20 protein-coding genes and 1 pseudogene are annotated in these 23928 nt (G+C 41.6%); all 21 read left to right on the top strand.

Annotated elements, in window-relative coordinates:
* Positions 1–108: 108 nt before the first annotated feature.
* Positions 109–3933: pseudogene (locus KQI85_RS17040) on the top strand (SpaA isopeptide-forming pilin-related protein); the annotation flags it as partial.
* Between the two features lie 71 nt (positions 3934–4004).
* Entirely contained in the window at positions 4005–4352 is a 348-nt protein-coding gene (locus KQI85_RS14840; RefSeq protein WP_055196088.1) for a helix-turn-helix domain-containing protein, read from the top strand.
* Between the two features lie 14 nt (positions 4353–4366).
* Positions 4367–5362 (top strand): DUF5688 family protein, encoded by a 996-nt coding sequence (locus KQI85_RS14835; RefSeq protein WP_173794071.1) that lies wholly within the window; start codon positions 4367–4369, stop codon positions 5360–5362.
* 109 nt (positions 5363–5471) lie between these two features.
* On the top strand, positions 5472–6011 hold the full coding sequence (locus tag KQI85_RS14830; protein WP_119214214.1) for a JAB domain-containing protein: 540 nt from the start codon (positions 5472–5474) through the stop codon (positions 6009–6011).
* Positions 6012–6015: 4 nt separating this feature from the next.
* Positions 6016–6993: a DUF3991 and TOPRIM domain-containing protein gene (locus KQI85_RS14825; RefSeq protein WP_119214213.1), complete on the top strand. Its 978-nt coding sequence runs from the start codon at positions 6016–6018 to the stop codon at positions 6991–6993.
* Between the two features lie 393 nt (positions 6994–7386).
* Positions 7387–7908 (top strand): multidrug transporter, encoded by a 522-nt coding sequence (locus tag KQI85_RS14820; protein WP_117477939.1) that lies wholly within the window; start codon positions 7387–7389, stop codon positions 7906–7908.
* A gap of 4 nt (positions 7909–7912) precedes the next feature.
* Complete coding sequence (gene mobC, locus KQI85_RS14815; protein WP_055262787.1) at positions 7913–8245, top strand: plasmid mobilization relaxosome protein MobC; 333 nt, start codon at positions 7913–7915, stop codon at positions 8243–8245.
* A 10-nt stretch (positions 8246–8255) separates the two neighbouring features.
* Positions 8256–9674: a relaxase/mobilization nuclease domain-containing protein gene (locus KQI85_RS14810; protein WP_216576829.1), complete on the top strand. Its 1419-nt coding sequence runs from the start codon at positions 8256–8258 to the stop codon at positions 9672–9674.
* A 29-nt stretch (positions 9675–9703) separates the two neighbouring features.
* Positions 9704–10888, top strand: a complete 1185-nt coding sequence (locus KQI85_RS14805; RefSeq protein ID WP_077326144.1) for a hypothetical protein — start codon at positions 9704–9706, stop codon at positions 10886–10888.
* Between the two features lie 9 nt (positions 10889–10897).
* Entirely contained in the window at positions 10898–11302 is a 405-nt protein-coding gene (locus KQI85_RS14800) for a hypothetical protein (protein WP_006858865.1), read from the top strand.
* On the top strand, positions 11302–12420 hold the full coding sequence (locus KQI85_RS14795) for a PcfB family protein (RefSeq protein WP_004611534.1): 1119 nt from the start codon (positions 11302–11304) through the stop codon (positions 12418–12420). Before KQI85_RS14800 ends, KQI85_RS14795 begins: the two co-directional genes overlap by 1 nt.
* 6 nt (positions 12421–12426) lie before the next feature.
* On the top strand, positions 12427–14622 hold the full coding sequence (locus KQI85_RS14790; protein ID WP_216576826.1) for a VirD4-like conjugal transfer protein, CD1115 family: 2196 nt from the start codon (positions 12427–12429) through the stop codon (positions 14620–14622).
* Between the two features lie 96 nt (positions 14623–14718).
* The gene (locus KQI85_RS14785; protein ID WP_015563755.1) at positions 14719–15321 is read left to right on the top strand and encodes a Type 1 glutamine amidotransferase-like domain-containing protein; all 603 of its coding nucleotides are present in this window, start codon (positions 14719–14721) and stop codon (positions 15319–15321) included.
* Between the two features lie 63 nt (positions 15322–15384).
* Positions 15385–15837 carry a VOC family protein gene (locus tag KQI85_RS14780; RefSeq protein WP_117823161.1) on the top strand — a complete coding sequence of 151 codons (453 nt, stop codon included), beginning with the start codon at positions 15385–15387 and terminating at the stop codon, positions 15835–15837.
* 267 nt (positions 15838–16104) lie between these two features.
* The gene (locus tag KQI85_RS14775; protein WP_005340540.1) at positions 16105–16482 is read left to right on the top strand and encodes a hypothetical protein; all 378 of its coding nucleotides are present in this window, start codon (positions 16105–16107) and stop codon (positions 16480–16482) included.
* 54 nt (positions 16483–16536) lie between these two features.
* Positions 16537–17379 carry a hypothetical protein gene (locus KQI85_RS14770; RefSeq protein WP_004611540.1) on the top strand — a complete coding sequence of 281 codons (843 nt, stop codon included), beginning with the start codon at positions 16537–16539 and terminating at the stop codon, positions 17377–17379.
* A 12-nt stretch (positions 17380–17391) separates the two neighbouring features.
* Positions 17392–17802: a DUF4313 domain-containing protein gene (locus KQI85_RS14765; RefSeq protein WP_055062572.1), complete on the top strand. Its 411-nt coding sequence runs from the start codon at positions 17392–17394 to the stop codon at positions 17800–17802.
* A gap of 12 nt (positions 17803–17814) precedes the next feature.
* On the top strand, positions 17815–18327 hold the full coding sequence (locus KQI85_RS14760; RefSeq protein ID WP_055062573.1) for a PrgI family protein: 513 nt from the start codon (positions 17815–17817) through the stop codon (positions 18325–18327).
* Positions 18328–18419: 92 nt separating this feature from the next.
* Positions 18420–20795, top strand: coding sequence for a VirB4-like conjugal transfer ATPase, CD1110 family (locus KQI85_RS14755; RefSeq protein WP_055062574.1), 2376 nt, complete (start codon positions 18420–18422; stop codon positions 20793–20795).
* 327 nt (positions 20796–21122) lie between these two features.
* On the top strand, positions 21123–21821 hold the full coding sequence (locus KQI85_RS14750; RefSeq protein WP_243008690.1) for a M24 family metallopeptidase: 699 nt from the start codon (positions 21123–21125) through the stop codon (positions 21819–21821).
* 126 nt (positions 21822–21947) lie between these two features.
* Complete coding sequence (locus KQI85_RS14745) at positions 21948–23882, top strand: C40 family peptidase (RefSeq protein ID WP_371820672.1); 1935 nt, start codon at positions 21948–21950, stop codon at positions 23880–23882.
* The last annotated feature ends 46 nt before the right edge of the window (positions 23883–23928 follow it).

The raw sequence follows: 23928 nt of genomic DNA, 5'->3' as shown, positions 1-23928 counted from the left end.
ATGCACATGTAATACCAATATCAGGAAAATCATACAGATTAAAAGACCACTTAAAACAAACAGACTAATTGTACATTTTTATATAATATTTTTTGTACATTAAGTCTTGACATTTTATACGTAAAGAAGGACTCTGACACAGAGAACCCTCTTGAAGGCGGCAAGTACACACTTTATGCCGGAAATGACATCAAAAACTATGCCGGACAGGTTATTGTGACAAAGGGTACAGCTCTTGAGACAGTAACTACAGGTGAGGACGGAAAGGCAAGCTACAGCGCGGATCTGCCAATCTCTAACGGATATTATATCCAAGAGACACAGGCACCATATGCGTATATCAGAAACAGTAAAGATGTTTACAGCTTCAATTTCAATGTATTACCTGAAACACAGGCAAAGGCATCATTCAGTCATACATTTGTGAATGACAGAACGACAGCAAAGATTCATATCTACAAGGTAGACAAGGAATCAGGCAAGGCAGTTGCCCAGGGAGATGCAAGCCTTGAAGGTGCAGTTTATGGTCTTTATGCAAGAAACGATATCGTGCATCCGGACGGAGCAACAGGAGTTGTATTCAAAACAGGAGATCTTGTAGCAACACTTACAACAGATAAGAATGGCGAGGCAGAGGTCAATAACCTTTACCTTGGAAACTATTATGTGAAAGAAATCACTCCATCAGAGGGGTATCTTTTAGACGAAGAGGAGCACGATGTAGTTTGCGACTATGAGGGAGACCTTGTAGCAGAGGTATCAAGAAGCACAACCTCAGCAGAGCAGGTCATCAAGCAGCCATTCCAGCTTATCAAGGTATCTGACAATGGCGATGATACTGAAGCAGGCTTATTGGCAGGTGCAGAGTTCACAGCTTATTTGAAATCATCTTTACCTGTAAAGGCAGATGGAAGTTATGACTTTGACAAGGCAACTCCGGTAGTAATCGGGGAAAACGGAGCAACAACAATCACATCCGATGACAAGGGACATGCAGTTTCTATTGCAATTCCTTATGGAACTTATGTGGTAGTAGAGTCAAAGACTCCGCATAACATGAAGACAATCAAGCCATTTGAGGTAAAAATCAGCGAGAACCATCCTGACAAGCCTCAGACATGGAGAGTATTCCTTGACAGGGAGTTTACTGCAAAGCTTCGTGTAATCAAGAAGGATTCCGATACAAAGCAGACAGTACTTGTACCAAATGCAGAGTTTAAGATCTTCAATATTGATAAGAACGAATATGTGAAGCAGTACACAACTTATCCGTCAAAGGTCGAGCATACTTCATTCTTTACTGACGATGATGGAGATTTAATCTTACCTGAAGCACTTAAAATCGGTAACTACCGTATTGAGGAAGTATCTGCACCATACGGATATGTTGTAAATGATAAGTATGTCAGCATCTCTGTTGATACTGATACAGCATTTGAAACAGATGGTGATACAAATGATGCAATCATTACTGTGGAATATTCCGATGCCCCTGCAGTCGGAGAAATGACTGTAGAAAAGAAGGGTGAGGTACTTGACGGATTCAAGGGTGGACTTCTTGCAAGCTCATATGAGAAAGAGTTTGTTTATAAGGAAGGCTCACTTGCCGGAGCAAAATTCAAAGTTTATGCTGCCGAGGATATTTACACAGCAGACAACCAGAAGGATGCAGACGGAAACCGCATTAAGTATTACAGCAAGGGAGACCTTGTGACAACTCTTACAACTGGCAAGGATGGAAAGGCAACAGCTAAGAATCTTCCTCTTGGACAGTACAGAGTTGTGGAAGTGGAAGCTCCATACGGATATGTATTAAATCCGAATGAGCAGAAAGTGACATTCACATATGTGGATGATAAGACACCTGTTATCAAGGAAAGCCTTACTTTCTCAGATGACAGACAGAAGCTTGATATGTCAGTGACTAAGCTTGATGCAGAAGATAACACACCGATTGCAGGTGCAGTATTTGGTCTTTATGCAGACGAGGATATCAAGAATGTAGATGGCAAGGTAATTATCGAGAAAGGCACACTTCTTGAGAAGACAACATCTGATGAGAATGGAAAGATTGCTTTTGTTAAGGATTATCCATTTGCAAAATATGTTGCAAGGGAGCTTGTAAAGCCTGCCGGATATGTGACAAATGAGGAAGCAGTAAACTTTGATACAAAATATCAGGGACAGGATGTTAAGACTGCTGTATATAACAGCGAGTATAAGAACACTCCTACAACCTTTGAGTTTACAAAGACAGATATCACAAGCGGTGCAGAGCTTACAGGTGCAACACTTACTGTACTTGATAAGGATGGAAATGTGGTAGACACATGGACATCTGATGTTAAGGAAGCACATGTGATCAAGAGACTTGTAGTTGGAGAGACTTACACTCTTCGTGAGGAATTTGCTCCTTACGGATACCTCAAGGCAACTGATATCCAGTTTACAGTTGAGGACACAGGCAAAGTGCAGCATGTAGAGATGAAGGATGAAGTTCCTACAGGTTCCATCGTTATCAATAAGGACGGCGAATTTGTAACAGACACTACTCTTATGAAGGGTTACTGGTACGACTTTATCTTCAATTTCTTCAAGGACAGCCTTGCAGGAGTAACTTTTGATGTATATGCAAAAGAGGATATCGTAAGTGCTGACGGACTTGACACTGTATATCATAAGGCAGGAGACAAGGTGGCAACCATCGTGACAAATGATAAGGGTATCGCAAGAGTTGATGACCTTCCACTTGGCAAGTATTATCTTGTTGAGACAAAGACCATTGATGGATTTGTATTAGATGATACACCGATTGAGTCAGACCTTTCCTATATCGACCAGAATACAAAGGTTGTTTTCGCAGGAATGGATGTGACAAATGAGCGTCAGAAAGTGCAGATTACTGTAACCAAGACGGATTCAGAGACTAAGGAAGCACTTGAAGGAGCAGTATTCGGTTTATTTGCGAAAGAAGATATCGTAAATAAAGATGGCAAGGTAATCGTAAAAGCTGATACACAGATTGAGAGAACAGTAACAGGTAAGGATGGAAAGGCTGCATTTACCTCTGACCTTCCGCTTGGACAGTATTATGTCAAAGAGATTGAGGCACCAAAGGGATATGTGAAGTCTGATAAGATTTTTGATGTTGATGCTTCATATCAGGGAGATAAGGTAAAGGTTATCGAGTTTGACGCAGCATTTGAAAACGCACCGATCAAGGTAGAGATTTCAAAGACTGATATCACAGGCGAGAAAGAGTTGCCTGGAGCAAAGCTTTCTGTTATTGATGCTGATGGAAAGCTTGTTGAGAGCTGGATATCTGAAGCAGGAAAGACTCATATGATCGAAAGACTTCCTGTTGGCAAGTACACACTCAGAGAGGAATCTGCACCGTATGGATATAAGGTGGCAAGTGATGTAACCTTTGAAGTAAAGGAGACAGCAGAAATCCAGAAGGTATCCATGAAGGATGAGCAGGTTGTCGGAAAGATTGTCATTGAGAAAACTGACAAAGTAACCGGAAAGCCAATCGAGGGTGTTGTATTTGAAGTAAGAGATAAGGACGGAAAGGTGCTTGATACACTCACTACTGACAAGAATGGTCATGCAGAGAGCAAGGAGCTCCCTATCTGTACTTACAACGAGGATGGAACTTTTAAGGAAGATATCCATTATACAGTAGTTGAGACAAAAGCAGCTGACGGATATATCCTTGATGAAACAGCTCATGATGTAACTCTTCGATATGATGACAATGCACCGGATGTTGTTGTAGCAACTCTTAAGCTTGTCAATGTACCGACAGAGCCTAAGCTTCCACAGACAGGCGACAATGCAAATCCGCTTCTTTATCTTGGAATTGGTGCACTTGCACTTATTACAGGTGTTGGAGTAGGACTTCGTGGAAGAAAGAAAAAGAATAAACAGTAACAATAAACCTTGCAGGGAATGTAAGCCAGTGACTTATGTTCCCCGCTTTTTTTTGATTTGGAGGACAAACAGTGGTAGGAGAAAGAATCAGGTATTACAGAAAACGACAAAAAATGACACTCAGGGAACTGGGCGAGAAAAGTGGTTTTGAAAATAGAGGTGATGTAAGAATTGCCCAATACGAAAATGGTTCAAGAGTTCCAAGGACGGGAACGTTGAACAGGATTGCAAAGGCACTAGGCATTCCGCCGGAAGAATTATTCTGTGAGGACTGTAGAAAGTGTATGTTTCTCAAGAATTATTACAGAAAGAAAAGAAAATCTCATACCACTTTTGATATGGGAATCGAAGAAGACAACAGTTACAGAGAACACAAAAATCCTGATGATGAAGGGATTTTATATGACAATTTAGATTAAGGAGGAACCGTAATATGATGAATTACGAGATTTTTAAGGAAGTAGTAAAAGAAAAGTTTATGGATTATATGCCTGAGAAATTCAAAGGAATGGAGCTTGTGGCAGAGCCAGTGGAAAAGGTAAATGTGACTCTTGATGGCATCATCTTAAGAGAAGAAGGCAGGAACATTTCACCTACGATTTATATCAATGACATGTATAAGAAGTATCAGGACTGTGGCGATCTTGAGGAAACACTTATGGCTGCATGTGACTTCATGGAAAGGGCATATGAGCAGACTCCGGTTGTTGATGTGGACAGCATTATGAGGGATGCTAACGAGAAGATTGTATTCCAGCTCATCAATACAGAGCAGAATAAAACATTTTTGGAACAGGTGCCGCACAGAGAGTTCCAGGATCTTTCTATTGTGTATAAGGTAATAATCAGTGCAGATAAGGATGCGGTGCAGAGTTCAAAAATTACAAATGAATTTGCGAAAAGACTTGGAATGAGCGAGGAACAGCTCTTTAAGTGTGCAGCGGAAAACACAAGAAGACTCTTCCCACCTGTCGTTCGTAGCATGAATGACATTATGAAAGAAATGTTCGCAAGGGATGGGATGCCACAGGATATCGCAGAGATGATGATAGCTGAGATTCCACCGGAGCAGACGATGTGGGTGATTTCCAATGAAAAGGGTATCAATGGCGCAGCATCCATGCTTTATGAGAATGAGCTTCATGAGCTGGCAGAGAGTTTAGAGAGTGACCTTTATATTCTCCCTTCGAGCGTGCATGAGGTTATTGCAGTATCTTCAGATATGGGAAGCCCTGAGATGCTAGCACAGATGGTAGTCGAGGTAAATATGCAGGAGGTGTCTTTGGATGAGAGACTTTCCAATCAGGTATATCACTATGATAAGGATTTAAGAAAACTCACCCTTGCAACTGATACACCAAACAAGAGACTTGATGGCATCGTTGCAGAACCTCCCCTTGTATATGACGCGAAGGAAAAGTCCAGATAGGAGGCAGCTATGGAGCAGGAACTTACAATGGAAGAACTCATTGCTCTCATAAATAGCCAGAAAGGTGACTTTGTTATCCGTGTCGAGTTTGGAGAGGAGGCGGTGTCTGATGCCAAAGAAGAATGACTTCAAGCTTGATGTGGTTTCGGTAAGACTTGTAAAGGATGCTCCGATTTATTCGGAGCACACCTTTAATAATCCGGCGGATATAGCTGCTGTCATGGGAGACTGTATGTGCCAGTTTGACAGGGAAGTAGTGTGTGTGGTCAATCTAAGGTCAGATTTAAAACCTATCAATGTGCATTTTGCAAGTGTTGGTTCTTTAAATGAGGCAATGGCACATCCGAGAGAGCTGTTTAAATCAAGTATCTTAAGCAATGCTGCAAGCATGATGTTAATCCATTGTCATCCATCCGGAAATGTATTCCCAAGCAAGGCAGACACGATGATGACAGACCGCATGAACAAGCTGTGTGAACTGATGGGAATACCGCTCATTGACCATATCATAGTCGGTGGAGACAATCGTGAATTTTTCAGTTTCAGGGAAAAAGGCATGATTGATAATCCTAAGATTACCCTGAGCACAGATTACCGGACACTTGATATCAAGTCACCGCTTGTAGCAGAGCAGCGAAAGGCAAGGTGAAAGCATGGATGGAAGATTTACGGATGAAGAGCTTGCCATAGCAAAGAGTGTTGACCTGTGTGCAGTTGCTGAAAGCCTTGGGTATACAGTAAAGAGGATTGGCAAATACCACACTTTAAAGGAGATGGATTCCATCCGTATCTATAACAGAAGCCATTGGTACAGATGGTCAAGGCAGTTTGACAAAGGCAACAATGGCGGCTCACAGATAGATTTCTTGCGGGTGTTTTGTGGAATGAGTGTAAAAGAGGCTGTGTTCTGGCTTTTAGATTTTGCAGGATATAGAAGGATCGAGAATCCTGTAAAGCAGCCACTTGTTCATCAGGTATCGCAGAAGCAGGCAGAGGAGAGAAAGCCATTTGTCCTACCGGAACCGGCGGGAGATAATTCCTATCTTATTTCATATCTGAATCAGGAGAGAGAAATCAGCAGGACTGTCATAGATCTGTTTTTAAAAGATGGACTGATTTATGAGAGCAGGCATTACCACAATGTTGTTTTCAAAGGAAATGATAAAAATGGAGTGACAAGATTTGCAAGTATGCGTGGAGTGTTTGATAAGCAGGGCAAGCCATTCAAGTGTGATGTCACAGGCAATGATAAGAACTATGGATTTAATGTGGTAAATGTTAACAGTACAGAGCTTGTAGTATTTGAGGCTGCAATTGACCTTATGAGTTATGTGGATATCTTCACAGATTATGAATCAAATAAGCTGGCACTTGGGATGCTTGCAGATGCACCACTTGAAACATTTCTTCGGGAACATCCGCAGATAACTTCCATCCGGTTCTGCCTTGATGGAGATGAGCCGGGGAGAAAAGCAGCAGCTGAACTTATGAGAAAATATTATGAGCTTGGATATGAGGTAGAAGACTGTCCGCCTCCAGCCGGATATAAGGATTACAACGAGTGGCTTGTGGCTGCAAAGCTTAATCTGAACCAGATGAATCAGAGAGCAGATGAACCAGTCAGGGCATGAGAAACCGGATTTTGATGTGTGGGGGCAGAAAGCGCCCCCAAAACAGCAAAGTGGGGGCAGAAAGCGCCCCCAAAATGTCAAAGTGGGGGCAAAAAGTGCCCCCACAATTTGGACACGACAAAATCCGGACTGAAGTAAAAATAAAAGTGGGGGCAGAAAGCGCCACCAAAATAACAAAATGGGGGCAGAAAGCGCCCCCAAAGTAGCAAAGTGGGGGCAAAAAGCGCCCCCACTTTCATAAACAGAGGGTTTTAGGGAGATTTTCTCCCTAACTAGATGGCATTAGGACAGAGATGTCTCTAATGCGTATCTAGCCGTAAACCTAAGAGATTCAGACAGGCGTGTGGGTGGAAGAGATATACAAAACACGGATAAGGGAGGTGCAGGAAAGCAATGGATAAAGAACTTACAATAATCGCAGAACCAGAGGAACTTATTGCCTGGGCAGACACATTTGATATCTTACTAAACCCTTCGATAGAAGATGCTGCAATTCTGCTTAACTATATGGAAGGACATGATTATGCCATTGGCATAGATTCAGATGGGAAGATGTACAGGCAGGATGTAGCTGAGGAGAATGGTGAAATTGAACCATACCCGATAGATGATGTTATAGATATTGTCTGTGAATGGAACTATGAACTGATACTTGATGCGGAAGCACACAGGAGTGATCCAAAGGATTTTAACGACTATAACGAGTATCAGAGCAAGTATGAAAGTCTGAAAGCAGATGAAAAGAGACTGGACAGATTGTTTGATAAAACCTGTTATGGTAAGGAACTTATAGAAGTTGCCACAGAGCTTGCAGACAGGGTTATTGCCCAGCTGGGTAATAAAGAACTGGAAAAAGTTGCTGTAACAGTAGCAGAAGGAGTAAGAGAATACAGTACGGGTAAGAGAGGAAGGTGATTCTATGGCGGATAAAGTTCATTGTATAAGGAAAACACTAAGACTTATGCCACAGGAAGCGAAGGTACTTTCTGATAAGGCAAAGGCAAATGGAATGAATGAAGCCGAATATATCAGGCTTCTAATCAGTCAGAAACCAAATGATTATCCGGAAGTAAGGAAACTTCTTAAAGAGCTTATCAATGAGATAAACCGAATCGGCATTAACATCAATCAGATTGTATTTAACAGCAATGCACAGCTGTATTCCAAGAAAGATAAGGAACAGCTTGTGGCATATATGAAAAAGCTGAATCAGTCTGTCAGCGAGGCGGTGGTAAAGATTGGCAATCAGTAAGATACTTCACATGAAGGACAGCGGGAATTCTTTTCATGCAAGGCATTTGAAACGGGCACTGGATTATGTGATGAATCCTGAGAAAACTCAGAGAGGAAGACTTGTGGGAGCTGTTAACTGTCAGGCAGATATGGCTTTTGAACAGATGATGGATACAAAGAAGCAGTTTGGAAAAACAGACAAGCGACAGGGGTATCACATCATTCTTTCCTTCAAAGAGGATGAGGTGGAACCGGACAGGGCTTTTGAGATAACACAGAAGTTTGTAGCAGAATATCTTGGCGATGCCTATGAAGCGGTATTTGTGGTTCATGATAATACAGACCATGTTCATTCACACATTGTATTTAACAGTGTAAGCTTTGTGGATGGGAAAAAGTATCGCTACGAGAAAGGTGACTGGGCAAAGTATATCCAGCCGATTACCAATAAGCTGTGTCAGGAGTATGGTCTTTCCATTATAGATGTGGAGGCTGGCAGCAAAGAGAAACAGCACGAGAATTATAAGGATTGGAGCGAATATCGTGAAGGCAGCTTTGTGTGGGCAGATATGATAAAAAGAGATTTGGATGCCTGCATTTTACAGGCAAATGATTTCAGAGGATTTCTGGAACTGCTGTCGGAAAAAGGATATGAGGTCAAGCAGGGAAAGTATCTGGCAGTCAGACCACAGGGGATGACAAGATTCAGAAGATGTAAGACTCTTGGCGAGAATTATTCACAGGAAGCTATTGTGGAGCGTATTGCTAAGGAAGATTTATCTTTTTACCAGTCACAGAATGAGGAAAAACAGGCAGCGATAGTAAAGTGCTATGTCAAAAGATACCGCAGGGCGAAGATGTCAGGCTTGCAGAAAAGATATTATGCAAAGCTTTACCGGATTGGAAAGCTGAAAAAGAAGCCATACAGTCAGGTATGGAAGTATAAGGATGATATCCGAAAGATGCATAAGCTGCAGGAGCAGTATCTATTTCTGGTAAGGCATAAGATTGAGAGTGCGGAAGAACTTGTATCGGTACTTGATAATCTGACGGATAAGAAAAAAGAAGCATCAAAGGAAAAGAGTAAGACCTATAAGGCTAAGGAAAGATTCAAAGATATTTTTGACAAGGCTGAACAGATCCGGGGGCTTGATGATGCGGAATCGTGTTATCAGAGTGGGGATACCTTCTTTGAAGATGAGCACAATGCATGGGAAAGGCTTAACACTGAGCTTCTGGCACAGGGATACAGTGTGGAAGAGGTCGAGAGTCTTAGAAAAAAATATGAGAGCAAGTATGCACAGGACTGTAAGGCAGAACGGGCGGTATCAAAGGAACTTAATCTTGGAAGATCAATATGGAAGGAACTTACGGTATCAGCTTCGGCAGAAGAGAAGCAGTATGACAAAGAAACAATAAGAGACAGAAAAGAACAGCCGGTACGTTAGGCTGTTTTTTTAGTGGTTAGGAGGCATATATGGAAGAAAAAAGAGAGCCATTAAGTGAAATGGCGATTGAGAGAAAGATACAGATTCTTCGTAATAAGCATATGGACAGTGAGGTTATTGCTCTTGTCAAAAGCGATTATGAATATGGACTGACTGATGATGAAATCGGTCTGTATCTTAACAAAAGTTATGACATTGAGCAGATGAAGGTGTTATCAAAATGTCTGCATAAGGGTGTATCAGAAGAGTTGTTAACGCTGCTGAAAGATAGCAGGATGGCAGCACCTAAGATGCAGACAGCATTGGATTACTATGAAAAAGGTGTGCCGATTGATGCAATCAGAGAGGTAGTCCAAAAAGATGATACAGCAGTAAACATGCGCAGGATGTTTGATGTGGTATTAGAAAAGCTTAATAAAGCCAAAGAGCAGATGCCACAGGATTTAGAGTATGTGAAAAGTCTTGTAGCTCAGATGGATGAAGTGGTTGCAAAGATCAATCATCAGAATGAAAGGTATGATGCCCTGAATAAGAAGCTTTCTGAAATAGAAACTTCCAAAGATGACGAGGAAGTCAGGGAGCGTCTGGTCAAGGAGAACCAGGATAAGGACGCTCTTATCAACAGTCAGCAGAATGAACTGAATAAGGCAAGCAGTACGATTGCAAGACTCAGGGATGATATTGAGAAAAAGGATAAGGAGATGAAGCGTATGGGAGACAGAATAGAGTCATTGGAAGATAAGATCATAAGTGTTGCCACAGAGAATAAGAAAGAGGCAGAAAGTAAGGCAGAGCCGCAGGAAAGCCAGTCCGTATCACAGGCAGATAAAAAGATGGTTGATACAGTTGCAGTTCCTCAGAATATGCAGGCTGTGGCAAATGGTATTCCGGTCTATTATCAGATTCCGGTAGTTGATGGAACCGGAAATGTGGTGCAGAGACTTCCGATTGAGCGAAGTGTGAGAAAGAGCAGCAACAGCGGAGTGGCGAGCCTTTTTGCAAGACTGTCATTTAAGAAAAAGTCAAGAGCAGACATTGTAAAGCTAGTTGCATCGGGAGACCTTGTTCCGGCGCAGCTTGTGCAGATTAAGAGTGCAATAGAAAAGGGACTTACTGAGTCACAGCTTGTAGAGCTTATAAACAACAACATTTCAGCGGAAAAGATGAAGGAGATCATTGAGATTGCTGTGCTTGAAAACAGCATGGCAGATTAGGAGGAACTTATGAATTTAGCAGTAGTAAATGAAGCAGTAACAGAGATGAATGGTGTGGAGCATCAATTTACAGAGGAAGAGAAAAACTTTGTTGTCCAGTTCGCATTCAGAAGCGGCAGCAAGGAAGATACGATTTCTCTTATTGAAGCTTTGGCACATTCAGCGGATAAGGCTGAGTCGGACGAGATTATGGTCACATACAGGTCTAAATATGATATGAAGCCTGCATGGGTGGAACAGGTGGAAAACCTGCTTGTGGCACTTGAAATGTATCGTATCGAGGAGGAGAAAGCTATCAATCATCTGGCAGATATTTTGACTGCTTATGGTATTGATGTATCAGCCGAGGAAATCCGTACTACAGAGACAGAAACGCTTAAAACAACAGTCAGAGAGAAAGTGGAGGTGCGATAATGGCAGAAGAGATTCAGGAAGCGGTGCAGATCATCCGTGTAGCTTATGATGGCATTGAGATTGCCATGAAGGTAGGAAGCGGCGGCATTGCTGCCATGCAGAAGGCAATAGATTTCTTAAAAGGGATGCTTGATTATGAAAAGTCACTTGGCAAGACATCCATGAGAAAGCTGATCTTAAAAGGTGGCGATTTACAGGTGTTGCAGTTTAATACCGAAGATATGAAAAAGGTTGAAAAGATGGCAAAGAAGTATGGAATCCTGTATTCGGTACTTCCAGACTGTAACAGGAAAGATGGACTGAGTGAGGTAATCTTTCATACAGAGGCAGTTCCCCGTGTGAATATGATGATACAGAAGCTCAAGTTTGGTAAGATTGCTACATTTGACGATTATCTGAAGAATGGAGATGAAAAATCCCTTGGCAAGCTGATGGATTTTTTGAAGAAACAGCAGGGAAACGAGAAAAGCCACACGATAGAAGGGGATAGGGTTAATACCGCTATTGACGGACTGATCGAAAAGGTCGGAATGTTTGCAATGGAAAAGAAAGCTATCAGTGTGGATCAGGTCAAGGAGAATTTCAGTATCAATGGTGAGCAGGCTGAAAGTGTTATCAAACAGCTAGAGACAATCGGTGTGCTTGGAAAGAAAAATGAGGATGGCACCCATACAGTCATGATGGACAAGGATGCATTTATCAACCGTGTCAGAGGCTATCAGGACCTTGCTGAGAGAATGAGGGCAGTTGCAGCATCAAAAAATGCGAACCTGTCAGATGTGACAATCAGCAAGAAGCTGATTATCGAAGAAAATGACCATGCTGTTAAGACCAGAGTTCCCGGCACATGGGGAGAAGAGGCAAGATATGTATGGCTCCGTAAGGAAAACATCATGGAGATTCATGGTGGAAAGACAATGCTTACCTTCCTTGATTCAACCAAGGATTATAAGCTCTACGATGAGCAGAATCGTGTGGTGACAACCCAGAAAGGAACCGAGCTTTATACTCACTACGACAAGGTGGAGTCATCTGTCAGGGAGCGTTACGAGAAAGTGCAGAAGCAGCAGAAAAAGACCACACAGAAGAAAACTGTTACCACAAAGAAAGCGAGGTAGCAGCCTATGCAGACAACAAAGAAAAAGCCGTCACTGATATTCATTCTTGTGGGTGCAGTGTTAGCAGGGTATCTTGGTTATCTGATAAATGGTGCGTGGACGGAAGGGATTGCCTTTAATGAATTTATGGACAGATTCAATGAAGTATGTGCTGTTCCCTTTGCCAACTATTACAATTCCAATACAGTAAAAGCAGTAGCCATTGCATTAGGTATCTATGCGATGGCTATTGTCATGTATTACACCAGTCAGAGAAACTATATGCCCGGTAAGGAATTTGGTACGGCAAGATTTGAAAATCCGAAGCAGGTCAACAAGATACTTGCAGATAAGGATGAGAATTTCAACCGGATACTCAGCCAAAATGTGAAGATGTCGCTGGATTTTAGGAGACTCAAGCTCAATGGAAATATACTTATCTGTGGTGGTTCCGGAGCAGGAAAAACATTTTATGAAGTAAAGCCGAATCTTATGCAGATGCCGCATAACTGTTCCTTTATCTGTACCGATCCAAAGGGAGAAATCCTTAGAAGCTGCGGTCAGATGCTAAAGAATAACGGATATAATGTGAAAGTCATAAATCTGTTAGAGATGGATAAATCAGACTGTTACAATCCATTTTTCTATATCAGAGAGGAAACAGATGTGGTCAAGCTGATTACAAACCTTATCAGCAATACGACACCAAAGGGAGCGACACCAAGTGATCCGTTCTGGGAAAAGGCGGAAGGATTGTTCTTACAGGCTATCTTTTATTATGTGTGGCTGGAGGTACAGCCGGCAAAGAGAAACTTTGAGACAGTACTTAAACTTCTTGGAGAAGCAGAGGTTACAGAACAGGGAAAAGCATCAAAGCTGGATGTGCGTATGAAGTTTTTAGAGGAAAGTTCTCCGCTTGGAGCTAATCATCCGGCAGTAAAGCAGTACAACAAATGTATGAGAGGTGCAGGAGATACCGTCCGTTCCATTATCATCAGTGCCAACTCAAGACTTGCATTTCTTGAGAATAAGCAGGTTTTACGATTACTCTCAAAAGATGAGCTTAATCTGTCCGATATCGGTATTGGAGTAAATGGGGATGGTGAGACAAAGACAGCACTGTTTTGTGTAATCCCGGATAGTGATAAATCCTATAACTTTATTATCGGTATGTTATACACGCAGATATTTCAGGAATTGTACTATCAGGCAGACTTTAATTGTGGTGGAAGGCTGCCAATCCATGTGACATTTATGTTAGATGAATTTGCGAATGTCGCATTGCCAGATGACTTCTGTTCACTGTTATCGACAATGCGAAGCCGTGAGATTTCAAGTATTATCATTATTCAGAACTTTGCCCAGTTAAAAGCACTTTTTAAAGATACCTGGGAGACAATTCCCGGCAACTGCGATACTTTCATCTATCTTGGAGGCAATGAGCAGAGTACGCATAAGTATGTATCAGAGCTGCTTGGAAAAGGAACGATTGATAAGAAGTCAAGCGGTGAGACAAAGGGCAGACAGGGTAGTTCATCAAGAAATTATGATGTTTTAGGCAGGGAACTGTTTACACCCGATGAGGTAAGAAAGCTGGATAATAAGAAATGTATTATTTTTATCCGTGGATTTGATCCTATCATGGACAACAAGTTTATTCCATTCAATCATCCGATGTTTAACCAGACAGCAGATGGCAAGGGAGAGCCTTATGTTCACGAGATAAGAGGAGCAGATAATCTTATCGGTCCGCCATTTGAGATTCTTTCAGACAAGGCAGTTAAGTATTATGAAAAACTGAAGGATAAGGGCGAGAATGTGTATATAGACTCTCTTACCTATGAGCAGTTTATGATGCTTGGTGATGCTGAATTAAGCAGAAGATTCTCCATGCAGGATGAAGCAGAGCAGAAGGCAAAGATTGACAGGGAGCAGGCAAATGAGCTTGAGTATGTCGATGAATCACAGAAGTCTGATGCTGCAGAAAGTGATAACGCTTCTAATGGAAGTGCTGGAGCTAAGCCTGTAAGGAATCCTGAGAGGGAAAAGCCTAAGTGGGAAGATACCATCACAAACAGAATGCTGCACTGGTCATATACACCGGAGCAGAAAGAAGAGGTAAAGAAAGCATTGGCTGCAGGAGTTCCGAAAGCAACAATTCTTACTTACTTCTATCCGGAGGTTACTGTGGAGAAGATGAGTTCTTACAGAAAGAAGCAGTAAATGTTATCGCATAGGCACAGGAAATGTGATATACTGTGCCTATGTAAAAAAGAATGTGTTTTACAAATCGCAATTTTTATATAAAGGAGAATATTGATGAAACTGTTTTTATGTTCGCACTTTTCAAGTGTAGGAAGTCTGATAAAGGAAGAAATTGAAAATAAAAAAGTCGCATTTATTCCAACAGCTTCGCTGCGTGAAGGCTACACCGGTTATGTCGGCTCGGCTCGAAAATTATTCAAAAAGTTGGGAGCAATCGTAACTGAAATTGATATTTCAACGGAGGCTTATTCAACGATACAGTCTGTTTTTGAAGATGCGGATGTGATATATTTTACCGGCGGAAATTCTTTTTTCCTTATAGACCAGCTCCGTAAAACGGGAACGGATGAGCTGTTGAAGAAAGAATTGGCAAAGGGAAAACTGATGATTGGTGAATCGGCAGGTGCGATTATATGCGCTCCAAGCATCCAATATATCGAGCAAATGGATGAAAAGCCGGAGGACTACTCACAAGAAGATGATGCAGGGCTTGATTTGATTGATTTCTATGTTCTTCCGCATTATCTTACAGCACCATTTAAGAAAGTTACCGAGAAAATAATGACTGAGTTTTCGGATTTGAATCTATGCCCAATTAACAACCGTCAGGGAATTGTAATTGATGGTGAAGGTTCAAAGGTTATTTGCAAAGACTAATTTGAAAATTCAAGTTTGTTTGTGAGAGAATAGAAAATCGGATTTTTTTAGGAGGATATAAAGGTGATTGGAAGAATTTATCATGTAGGACTAACGGTTTCTGATTTGGATCGCTCTATTGCGTTCTATAGAGATATTCTTGGACTTGAGTTTCAAGGCGAAATCTTTATGAAGGGCAAAGAAACAGATAAAATGTTCCGTAAGGAAAATTGTAAAGCAAGGGTTGCTTATTTGAATGGTTCTAAGGCTATTGAAGCACCGCCAGTCGAATTGATTCAGTTTGTAGACAGCGAAATCCATAAAGTAAAATCGGATTTGTTTACGACATCTATCTCAGAAGTGTGCTTTTACACGGATGACATTGATTCTGTCTACAAAACACTTGTCGAAAATCATGTAGAATGTCTGTCTGAACCTCAGTATTTTGATTTCAGGGCAGATGGATTTGGGGAAAGTCGAGCTTTTTATTTTAGAGACCCGGATGGCATTATTCTTGAAATGATGCAGCCGCTTTGATGAAAAATCATAAGTACAGGAAAGTGGAAACTTCAAGTTTGTCTGACTCACAACAATTTAATATCAAACTAATACAAGCACTTTAGCCAATATGGTTAAGGTGCTTTTTTTGCACCTTGAAAGGAGGTGGTTACAGGTAAACATATCGGGAAAAGCCCGATTTAATCATTACAACAGGCATTGCCTGATCATATAGAGTAACTTTTAACAGCCAGTTAGGGATTATCCCTGCTGGCTTATTTTTTTATCAAAAAGGAGACAAACAACATGAGAAAAGAACAGATTATTACGACAAACAACAATCAGATGGAGGAGAAAGGCATGAAGAGCAGATTCATTCACTTTAAAAAGAGATTCGTTCCGGCATTATCCGGAGCACTTATGGGAGTAATGCTTATGAGCACTACTTGTTTTGCAGCAGGTACAGGTACTTCCGCAGTAACACAGCCGCTTGAGAACTTAAAGACACTTATCATTGCAGTCATTGGTGCTGTTGGTGTCATCATTCTTGCAAAGAATGTCATGGAGTTCGCACAAGCCTATCAGCAGCAGGATTCATCTACTATGAACTCTGCACTGAAAGGAATTGTAGCAGGTGTCATGATGGCTGGTATTTCAACAGTACTGACATTCTTAGGCTTCTAAGATTGGGGAAAAAGAGTTCCCCTTTTAGTAAAAGGAAAGAGGTGAATAACAAGTATGGATATTTTTAAGCTTGGAGACAAGATCCTTGCACTTCTTGAGGCGGTGTTTGGGTTTTGGAACAATCAGATATCCCTGGTCTTTGCAATGCTTGGACAGTCACCGGTCAGTTTCAAGGGCGGAGGTCCTTGGGCAGTTATTGAGGGTATTGAGCCGGTCTTTGTAGCGGTCGGCTCTTCCCTCGTTGTGCTGTTCTTTGTTATCGGTTTCTGCTCGGAAAGCATAGATGTAAAAGATGAGATGAGGTTTGAGTCTATATTTCGTATGCTTATCCGACTGGGACTTGCAGAATGGTTTGTTGCAAATAATGTCACGATTATGAAAGCGTTTTTTACTTCCATAGGAAATCTGGTGGGACTTATATCTGCCGGGACAACGACGCAGCTTGCCATTGACAGTACACAGGCAGACATCATTAAGGGACTCGGATTTGGTGAGAGTCTGGTAATGCTGATACTTACAGCTTTGCTTGCAATCATCATTATTATCTGTGGATTCTTTATCATTTACACAGTGTATTTCAGGTTCTTAAAGATACTGATTATTGTGCCGCTTGGTGCGATTGCATGCTCCACAATGGCAGGAAACAGAATGGTCAGTCATACAATGGCTACCTACTGCAAATATTTTCTTTCGTGTGTATTCGAGGCAGTAACGATGGCACTTGCAATTGTGGTATGTAATGCATTTATCAATGCAGGACTTCCGGCATTTACAGGAAGTTACGCTGACTGGGCACAGACACTTATCTATCTGTGTGAAATGACATTTACGATAGCAATGACTGTTGGAAGTGTGAAGGGAGCACAGACACTTACAAGCAAGGCATTTGGATTATAGAAGGAGGCAGAAATGGATAATGAAAAGAAACAGGTTACTTATAATTCAAGCATAACCGGAGAAACGCAGGTGACATTTGATATCCAGCAGTATATGAATAACAGGGCAATGTTTATTGGTCTTATGTGTAATGAAGATGGACATGAGGAGCATTTTGGGGATGTGACTGTGAATTTGTCGGTTGCAGCACCAAATTACTGCGGATATCTGAATGTGAATGACATGCCGGATATTGAAAAGTTTATTACAGACAATGACATTGGAGAGTTTACAGGATTCACGCAAAGGAGTGGTTTCTGCGAATATCCGCTTTATCTGTTCAATGTAGATAAGCTTAGAGAACTGTGTCCGGATGGAATGGATAAGTATGAGGCGAATATTGGAATGACAAGAAAGCCGGAGACAAAGGATTTATCAAGATAGGAGGCAGGGACAATGGTAATCGAAGTAAACAAGGATATTGACCGCTATCAGGAATCGGTTGCGATGGGACTTACTGCAAGGCAGCTTATATTTTCCATTGCAAGCGTAGTAGTCGGTGGCGGTATCGTCCTTCTTCTTTACAAGTATATCGGTCTTACGGGTTCTGCTTATGTGGCAATTCCCTGTGTGGCACCGATTGCACTTGGCGGATTCTATTCCTTTAACGGGATGAATTTCTACGAGTATATGGGAAAGAAGCTGCATTTTATGTTTGGGAACAGGACACTTACCTATGTATCAACAGAGGGAGAGCCTGCAATAAAGCAGTTAGAAGCAGAACAGAATGAACAGGTAAAGAAGAAAGGCAGAAAGGCTGAACCGGAGACTGTAACAGCTGATTCGGCTGTAAAGAAGCAGGAGGAGTTTGAAGCAATGAAGAAAAAGACGAGAAACATGCTGCTTGGACTTGTCGCAGTCATTGTGGCGGCAGCAGCAGGCATTGCAGCATATAAGGCAATGCATTAGAAACGAATAGTATCTGACCGCAAGGTCGGGAACACAGCCCGCAGGGTGAAGTTCCCGGCGGGCTTTCATTATAAGAAAGCGAGGTTAGAGACATGGGTTTATTTACAGACGGATTTAAGTTATTAAAGAAGGCGAGTGAGCCTTTGTATAAGACACCTAAATCCATTCAGGAAACCATAGAGATTATGGCGGTGGCTGAAAACGGCATTTTTGAAGTGAGCAAAAATAAGTATTCCAAATGCTACCGCTTTCAGGACATCAATTACACGACAGCAACGGAGGATGAGCAGATCGGTATTTTCGAGAGGTATTGCAAGTTCCTAAATTCGCTGGACTGTAATTATAAGATTACGATCAACAATAAGAACAAAAACATGGATGAACTCCGTGACAAGGTTCTGATTGCTGAGAAAAACGATGGCTTCAATAATTATAGAAGAATCTACAATGACATCATTGAGGAGAAGATTATTGAGGGCAGACAGGGGATTGAGCAGGAGAGATACCTGACAATCACGATTGAGAGAAAGAACTTCGAGGAGGCAAAGGCACAGTTTGCTACCCTTGAGGCAACGATACACAAGGCTTTCATTGAGCTTGGGGCAGAGATTGTTCCGCTTAATGGCAATGAGAGACTGAAAGTGCTCTATGATTATTATCATCTTGGAGATGAGGGCAGCTTTGATTTTGATATCAAAAAGGCAAAGAAGGTCGGAGCAGATTTTAGAAATGATCTGTGCAATGGGATGGTGAAATATTTCCCGGACCATTTTGAGGATGAGAGTAAATTCTGCAAGGCACTTTTTATCAAAAAGTATCCGAGCAGTTTGTCAGACAGATTTATCAATGAGATTACTTCCCTTCCGGTTCATTCCATCACGAGCATTGATGTGGTGCCTGTTCCTAAGGATTTGACTACAAAGGTGCTTCAGAAGAAATACCTTGGTATTGAGTCGGATATCATTAAGCAGCAGAGAGTCCGTAATAAGAATAACGACTTTTCTACGGAAATTTCATATGCCAAGAGAACGGAGAAAAAGGAGATTGAGGAAATCATGGATGATGTTCGTGAGAATGACCAGTGCCTTTTCTTCGTGGGAGTTACTATTATTCTTATGGCAGAGAGCAAAAAAGAGCTTGATAGCGTCTGTGAGACAGTGGAGACTATCGGAAAGCGTAACAGCTGTACGATTGATACACACTACTTAAAGCAGAGGGAAGCTCTCAACACAGCACTTCCGATTGGTGTAAGACAGGTGGAGACAATGCGTACCCTTCTTACTCAGTCACTTGCGGTACTTATGCCATTCAATGTGCAGGAGCTTAATGACAGCACAGGCAACTATTATGGTATCAATCAGATCAGCAAGAATGTGAATATCGGTAACAGAAAGAAGCTGATAAACGGAAATGGCTTCGTTTTCGGAGTGCCGGGTTCCGGTAAATCCTTCTTCTGTAAGATGGAAATGGGCAGCGTATTCTTGTCGGGAGATGATGAGATAATCGTCATAGATCCAATGAACGAATACTTTGATATTGCTGAGACTTATGGTGGAACAGTGGTAAATATGTCCACTTACACGGATAACTATGTGAATCCGCTGGAGATGGATGTATGGAGCCTTGATCCGAATGATTCCAAGGGAATGGTAAGAGAAAAAGGCGAGTTTATGCTTGGTCTTTGTGAGCAGTGTATCGGAGACAGCTTAAATTCAAGACAGAAGTCAATCATTGACCGCTGCGTGAGAAAGCTGTATATCGACATTGCAAGAAGCAAAGAGAAGTATATCCCTGTAATGAGTGACTTTTACGATATCCTTATGGCGCAGCCGGAGGACGAGGCAAAGGACATTGCACTGTCACTAGAGCTTTTCGTAAATGGTTCGCTTAACATCTTCAATCACCAGACAAATGTGGATGTGGATAACAGATTTACAGTATATGGCATCAGGGACTTGGGTACAGAACTTAGTCCTATCACAATGCTTGTTATGATGGAATCCATTCAGAACAGGATTGTTGAGAATGGCAAGAGAGGCAAGGCAACATGGCTCTATATTGATGAGTTCCATGTTCTGCTTAATTCCGAGTATTCTGCAAAATACTTGCAGCAGCTCTGGAAGAAGGTAAGAAAGCAGGGAGGTCTTTGTACCGGTATCACGCAGAATGTTGTCGATCTGTTGCAGAATTACACAGCAACCACAATGCTTGCAAACTCTGAGTTTGTGGCACTCTTGAAGCAGGCAAATACAGATAGTTCAAAGATGGCGGAGGTTATCGGGGTATCAGAGGCACAGCTTCGGTTCGTAACTAATACCGCCTCTGGAATGGGACTTATTAAGTGTGGTTCGGTAGTAATTCCCTTTGATAATCAGATCAGCAAGGATACGGATTTGTACAGGCTGTATAATACCAACATTCATGAGAAGATTGCGGAACAGAAGAAAAAAGAAGCAATGCTGCAGTGATAACAGATGAATTTTTATAGAATCTATAGTATAATCAAGAGGTCGGATGAATGTCCGACCTTGATGATAATAAATTAGATATTCCCTATTTTTAAGAAGAAAGCATATAAGATTCGATATGAAAAATAAATAAGGAAGCAGTTCTAAAATGTATCATTTGTACCGGAGAACATGTGGCTGGATTTTAAGATATGCTTATCGTACACTTTGACGAGAATATGTTGATTGGGGATGCAGCGGACCTGGATGCATTTATGGAAATGTATGGTGTGGAAGCAATTTCCAAGGAATATTTGTAATTATTAGGGAAAAGAAAATTTGAATTTTGTGGAGGGTGTTATGCAATATACCGAGGTACAGAATATAGCGAAAAAGACAATCGAGTTCATTAAAGATAATATACAGCCCGGCATGACATTGCTTGAGGTAAGACATTTGTGTGAAACAAAAATGATGGAATTGGGAGCTGATTCTTTTTGGTATTGGGATGTGGGGGCTTTTGTTTTTGCTGGGGATGAAACCACATTATCCGTTTCAGGGAAAGAATATACTACAAGTGAAAGAGTTATTGCAGAAAATGACATTATTACAATCGACTTGAGTCCACAAAATGAGGATACATGGGGCGATTATGCAAGAACCATTATTATTGAAAATGGAAAGGTTGTCGAAACTGATAATGTGACTAATGATGAATGGAAAAAAGGATTGTTGATGGAAGAATATTTGCATGAGGAGATGTGCAAATTTGTTGCACCGGAAACTACCTTCGAGGAGCTATATTATCATATAAATGGTATCATAGAAGAAAAAGGGTATATAAATCTTGATTTCATGGGAAACTTGGGGCATTCAATTGTTCGGCAGAAAAATGATAGAATCTATATAGAAAAGGGCAATCAAATTTGCCTTGGCGAGGTTCATTATTTTACTTTTGAGCCACATATAAGTGTTCAAGGTTCAAAATATGGATATAAAAGAGAGAATATTTACTATTTTGAAAATGGAGAAATCAAAGAGTTATAATTTGTAGATGTACCCGAAATTTCAGTTTCATGTTGCTTTTAATAATTGAATATTGAATGATTTTACATAGCCGTTAAGGAGTAATTTTTGCTCCCTAGCGGCTTATTTTATTTTTCAAAGTAGGAGGTGAGAAAATTGAAAATTAGAAAGGTTGATGACAAACCGATGGTCATTCACACCAAGGAGAAAGCCAAGATTCATGCCCACGAACCGAAGGGAGCCAAGATTAAGGGGAGTAACATCTATACAGTAGAGAGAGGTCCTAAGACAGCTGGTGCAAAGGTAACTAATACGGATAGAAAGAAGTCATATCGCAAGAGTACCATTCATCAGTCAGAGTCGAAGAATAAAGGATTATCAAGATTTAAGCGAAACTATAGAGAATCTAACACTTCCATCAAGACCAAGAACACGAATCTTCACATAGCAGGAAGAACAGGAGCACTTGCAGCCGGGGCAGTAACAGAGCAGGTAGAAGGTGGGCATGAGGTATCGCAGGCAGCATATCTTGCATATGAAGCAAGCCGCCCTGTTACCGGAACTGCTTCTAAGGGTGCTGCACTTTTCAGGAAAAAGGCGGCAGCCGAGGCAAAGAAGCGTATCAAGAAGGTAGAGGCAGGAAAGAAGCTGGCAAAAAAGACAGCAAAGAAAGCTGCCAAAGATACAGCCAAGACTGTAGCTAAAGAGACGGCAAAAGAAACAGCCAAGACTACTGCCAAGGTTGCAGCGAAAACTGCTTCAAAGACAGCTGCTACAGCGGCAGGAACAGCGGTTGCACCGGGAGTTGGTACTGCAATTGGCATAGCAGCTGGATATGCAGCAGGTGTGTCCATAGAGGTCAAGGATGAAAAGATGACCAACCGGAGCAGGAAGATAAAATTCTTTCTGGATAAGATGAAAGCACAGGAGAATCAGACAGACAGCGTGGCAAAGCTGGTAAAGGATCTGATTGTGCGAAAAGCGATTACCTGGGTAAAGGCAGCTGCACCGATTATCGGACTGGTGCTGTTGTTACTTGTTCTTGTAGTTGCCATGATTGCGGTTCCGGTTATTGCGGCGATAGCAATCCTTTACAATTCTCCATTTGCTTTATTTCTGCCACCACTTGAATCAGGAGATACCGTGCAGACAGTAACGAGTGCTTATGTGCAGGAATTTAACCGGGATGTGAATACGAAAGTGAATGAGCATACCGGATATGACCTTGGAGAGCTTGTATATGTGGACTATGAAGGTATGGAAGAAAACCCAAGCAATTACTATGACATCATGGCTGTCTATATGGTCAAGCATGGTGTCGGAGATACTGCAACAGTCATGAATGATACTTCAAAAGGCTGGCTGCAGGCAGTTGTAAATGATATGTGTTCATACACCACAAGCACAGGAACAAAAGATGTGGAAGAAACAGATGCAGACGGTAATGTAACTACTGTCACGAAGTCGGTTCTGTATGTGAATGTCACACTAAAATCGTACAGGGATATGATTTCGGTCTATGGATTTAATTCTGATCAGGTGGAAATGCTTGAGCAGATCATGAGTCCTGAGTTTATGGGACAGCTTGGATATGCCGGAAGCGGAAGTGGAGGTGGAGGCGGCAGTCCGGGAGTAAGCTCCATGACTGAGGATGAAATCAATGCCATCCTAAACGAAATTACAGACAGCAGGCAGAAAACAGTCTGCTCCTATGCACTACACAGAGTTGGTTTTCCTTATAGTCAGGATTTAAGAGACAGCGGTAACTATTATGACTGCAGTTCCTTAGCCTATTATTCATGGAAAGATGCAGGCGTGGATATTAGTTATGGCGGTGCAACCACAGCGGCAGCGGAGGCACAGGGACTTGATGAAGCCGGAAAGACTGTCTCCTTTGATGAGTTACAGCCGGGAGACCTTATCTTTTACAGTTTTACAAGCAATGGAAGATATAAGAACATCAGCCATGTGGCAGTATATGTCGGAAATGGCAAGGTGGTAGAGGCACTTAATGAAAGTCTTGGTGTGGTCTACAGGGATGTGGCAAGCACAGGAAAGATTGTTGTGATAGGAAGACCATAACAGGAAATTTGCAGAGAGGGCATAGTCCCTCTCTGAGACTGGAGGT

Source organism: Falcatimonas sp. MSJ-15, assembly GCF_018918265.1.
Lineage (GTDB): Bacteria > Bacillota > Clostridia > Lachnospirales > Lachnospiraceae > Falcatimonas.
This window is presented reverse-complemented; position numbering and strand designations above follow the sequence as displayed.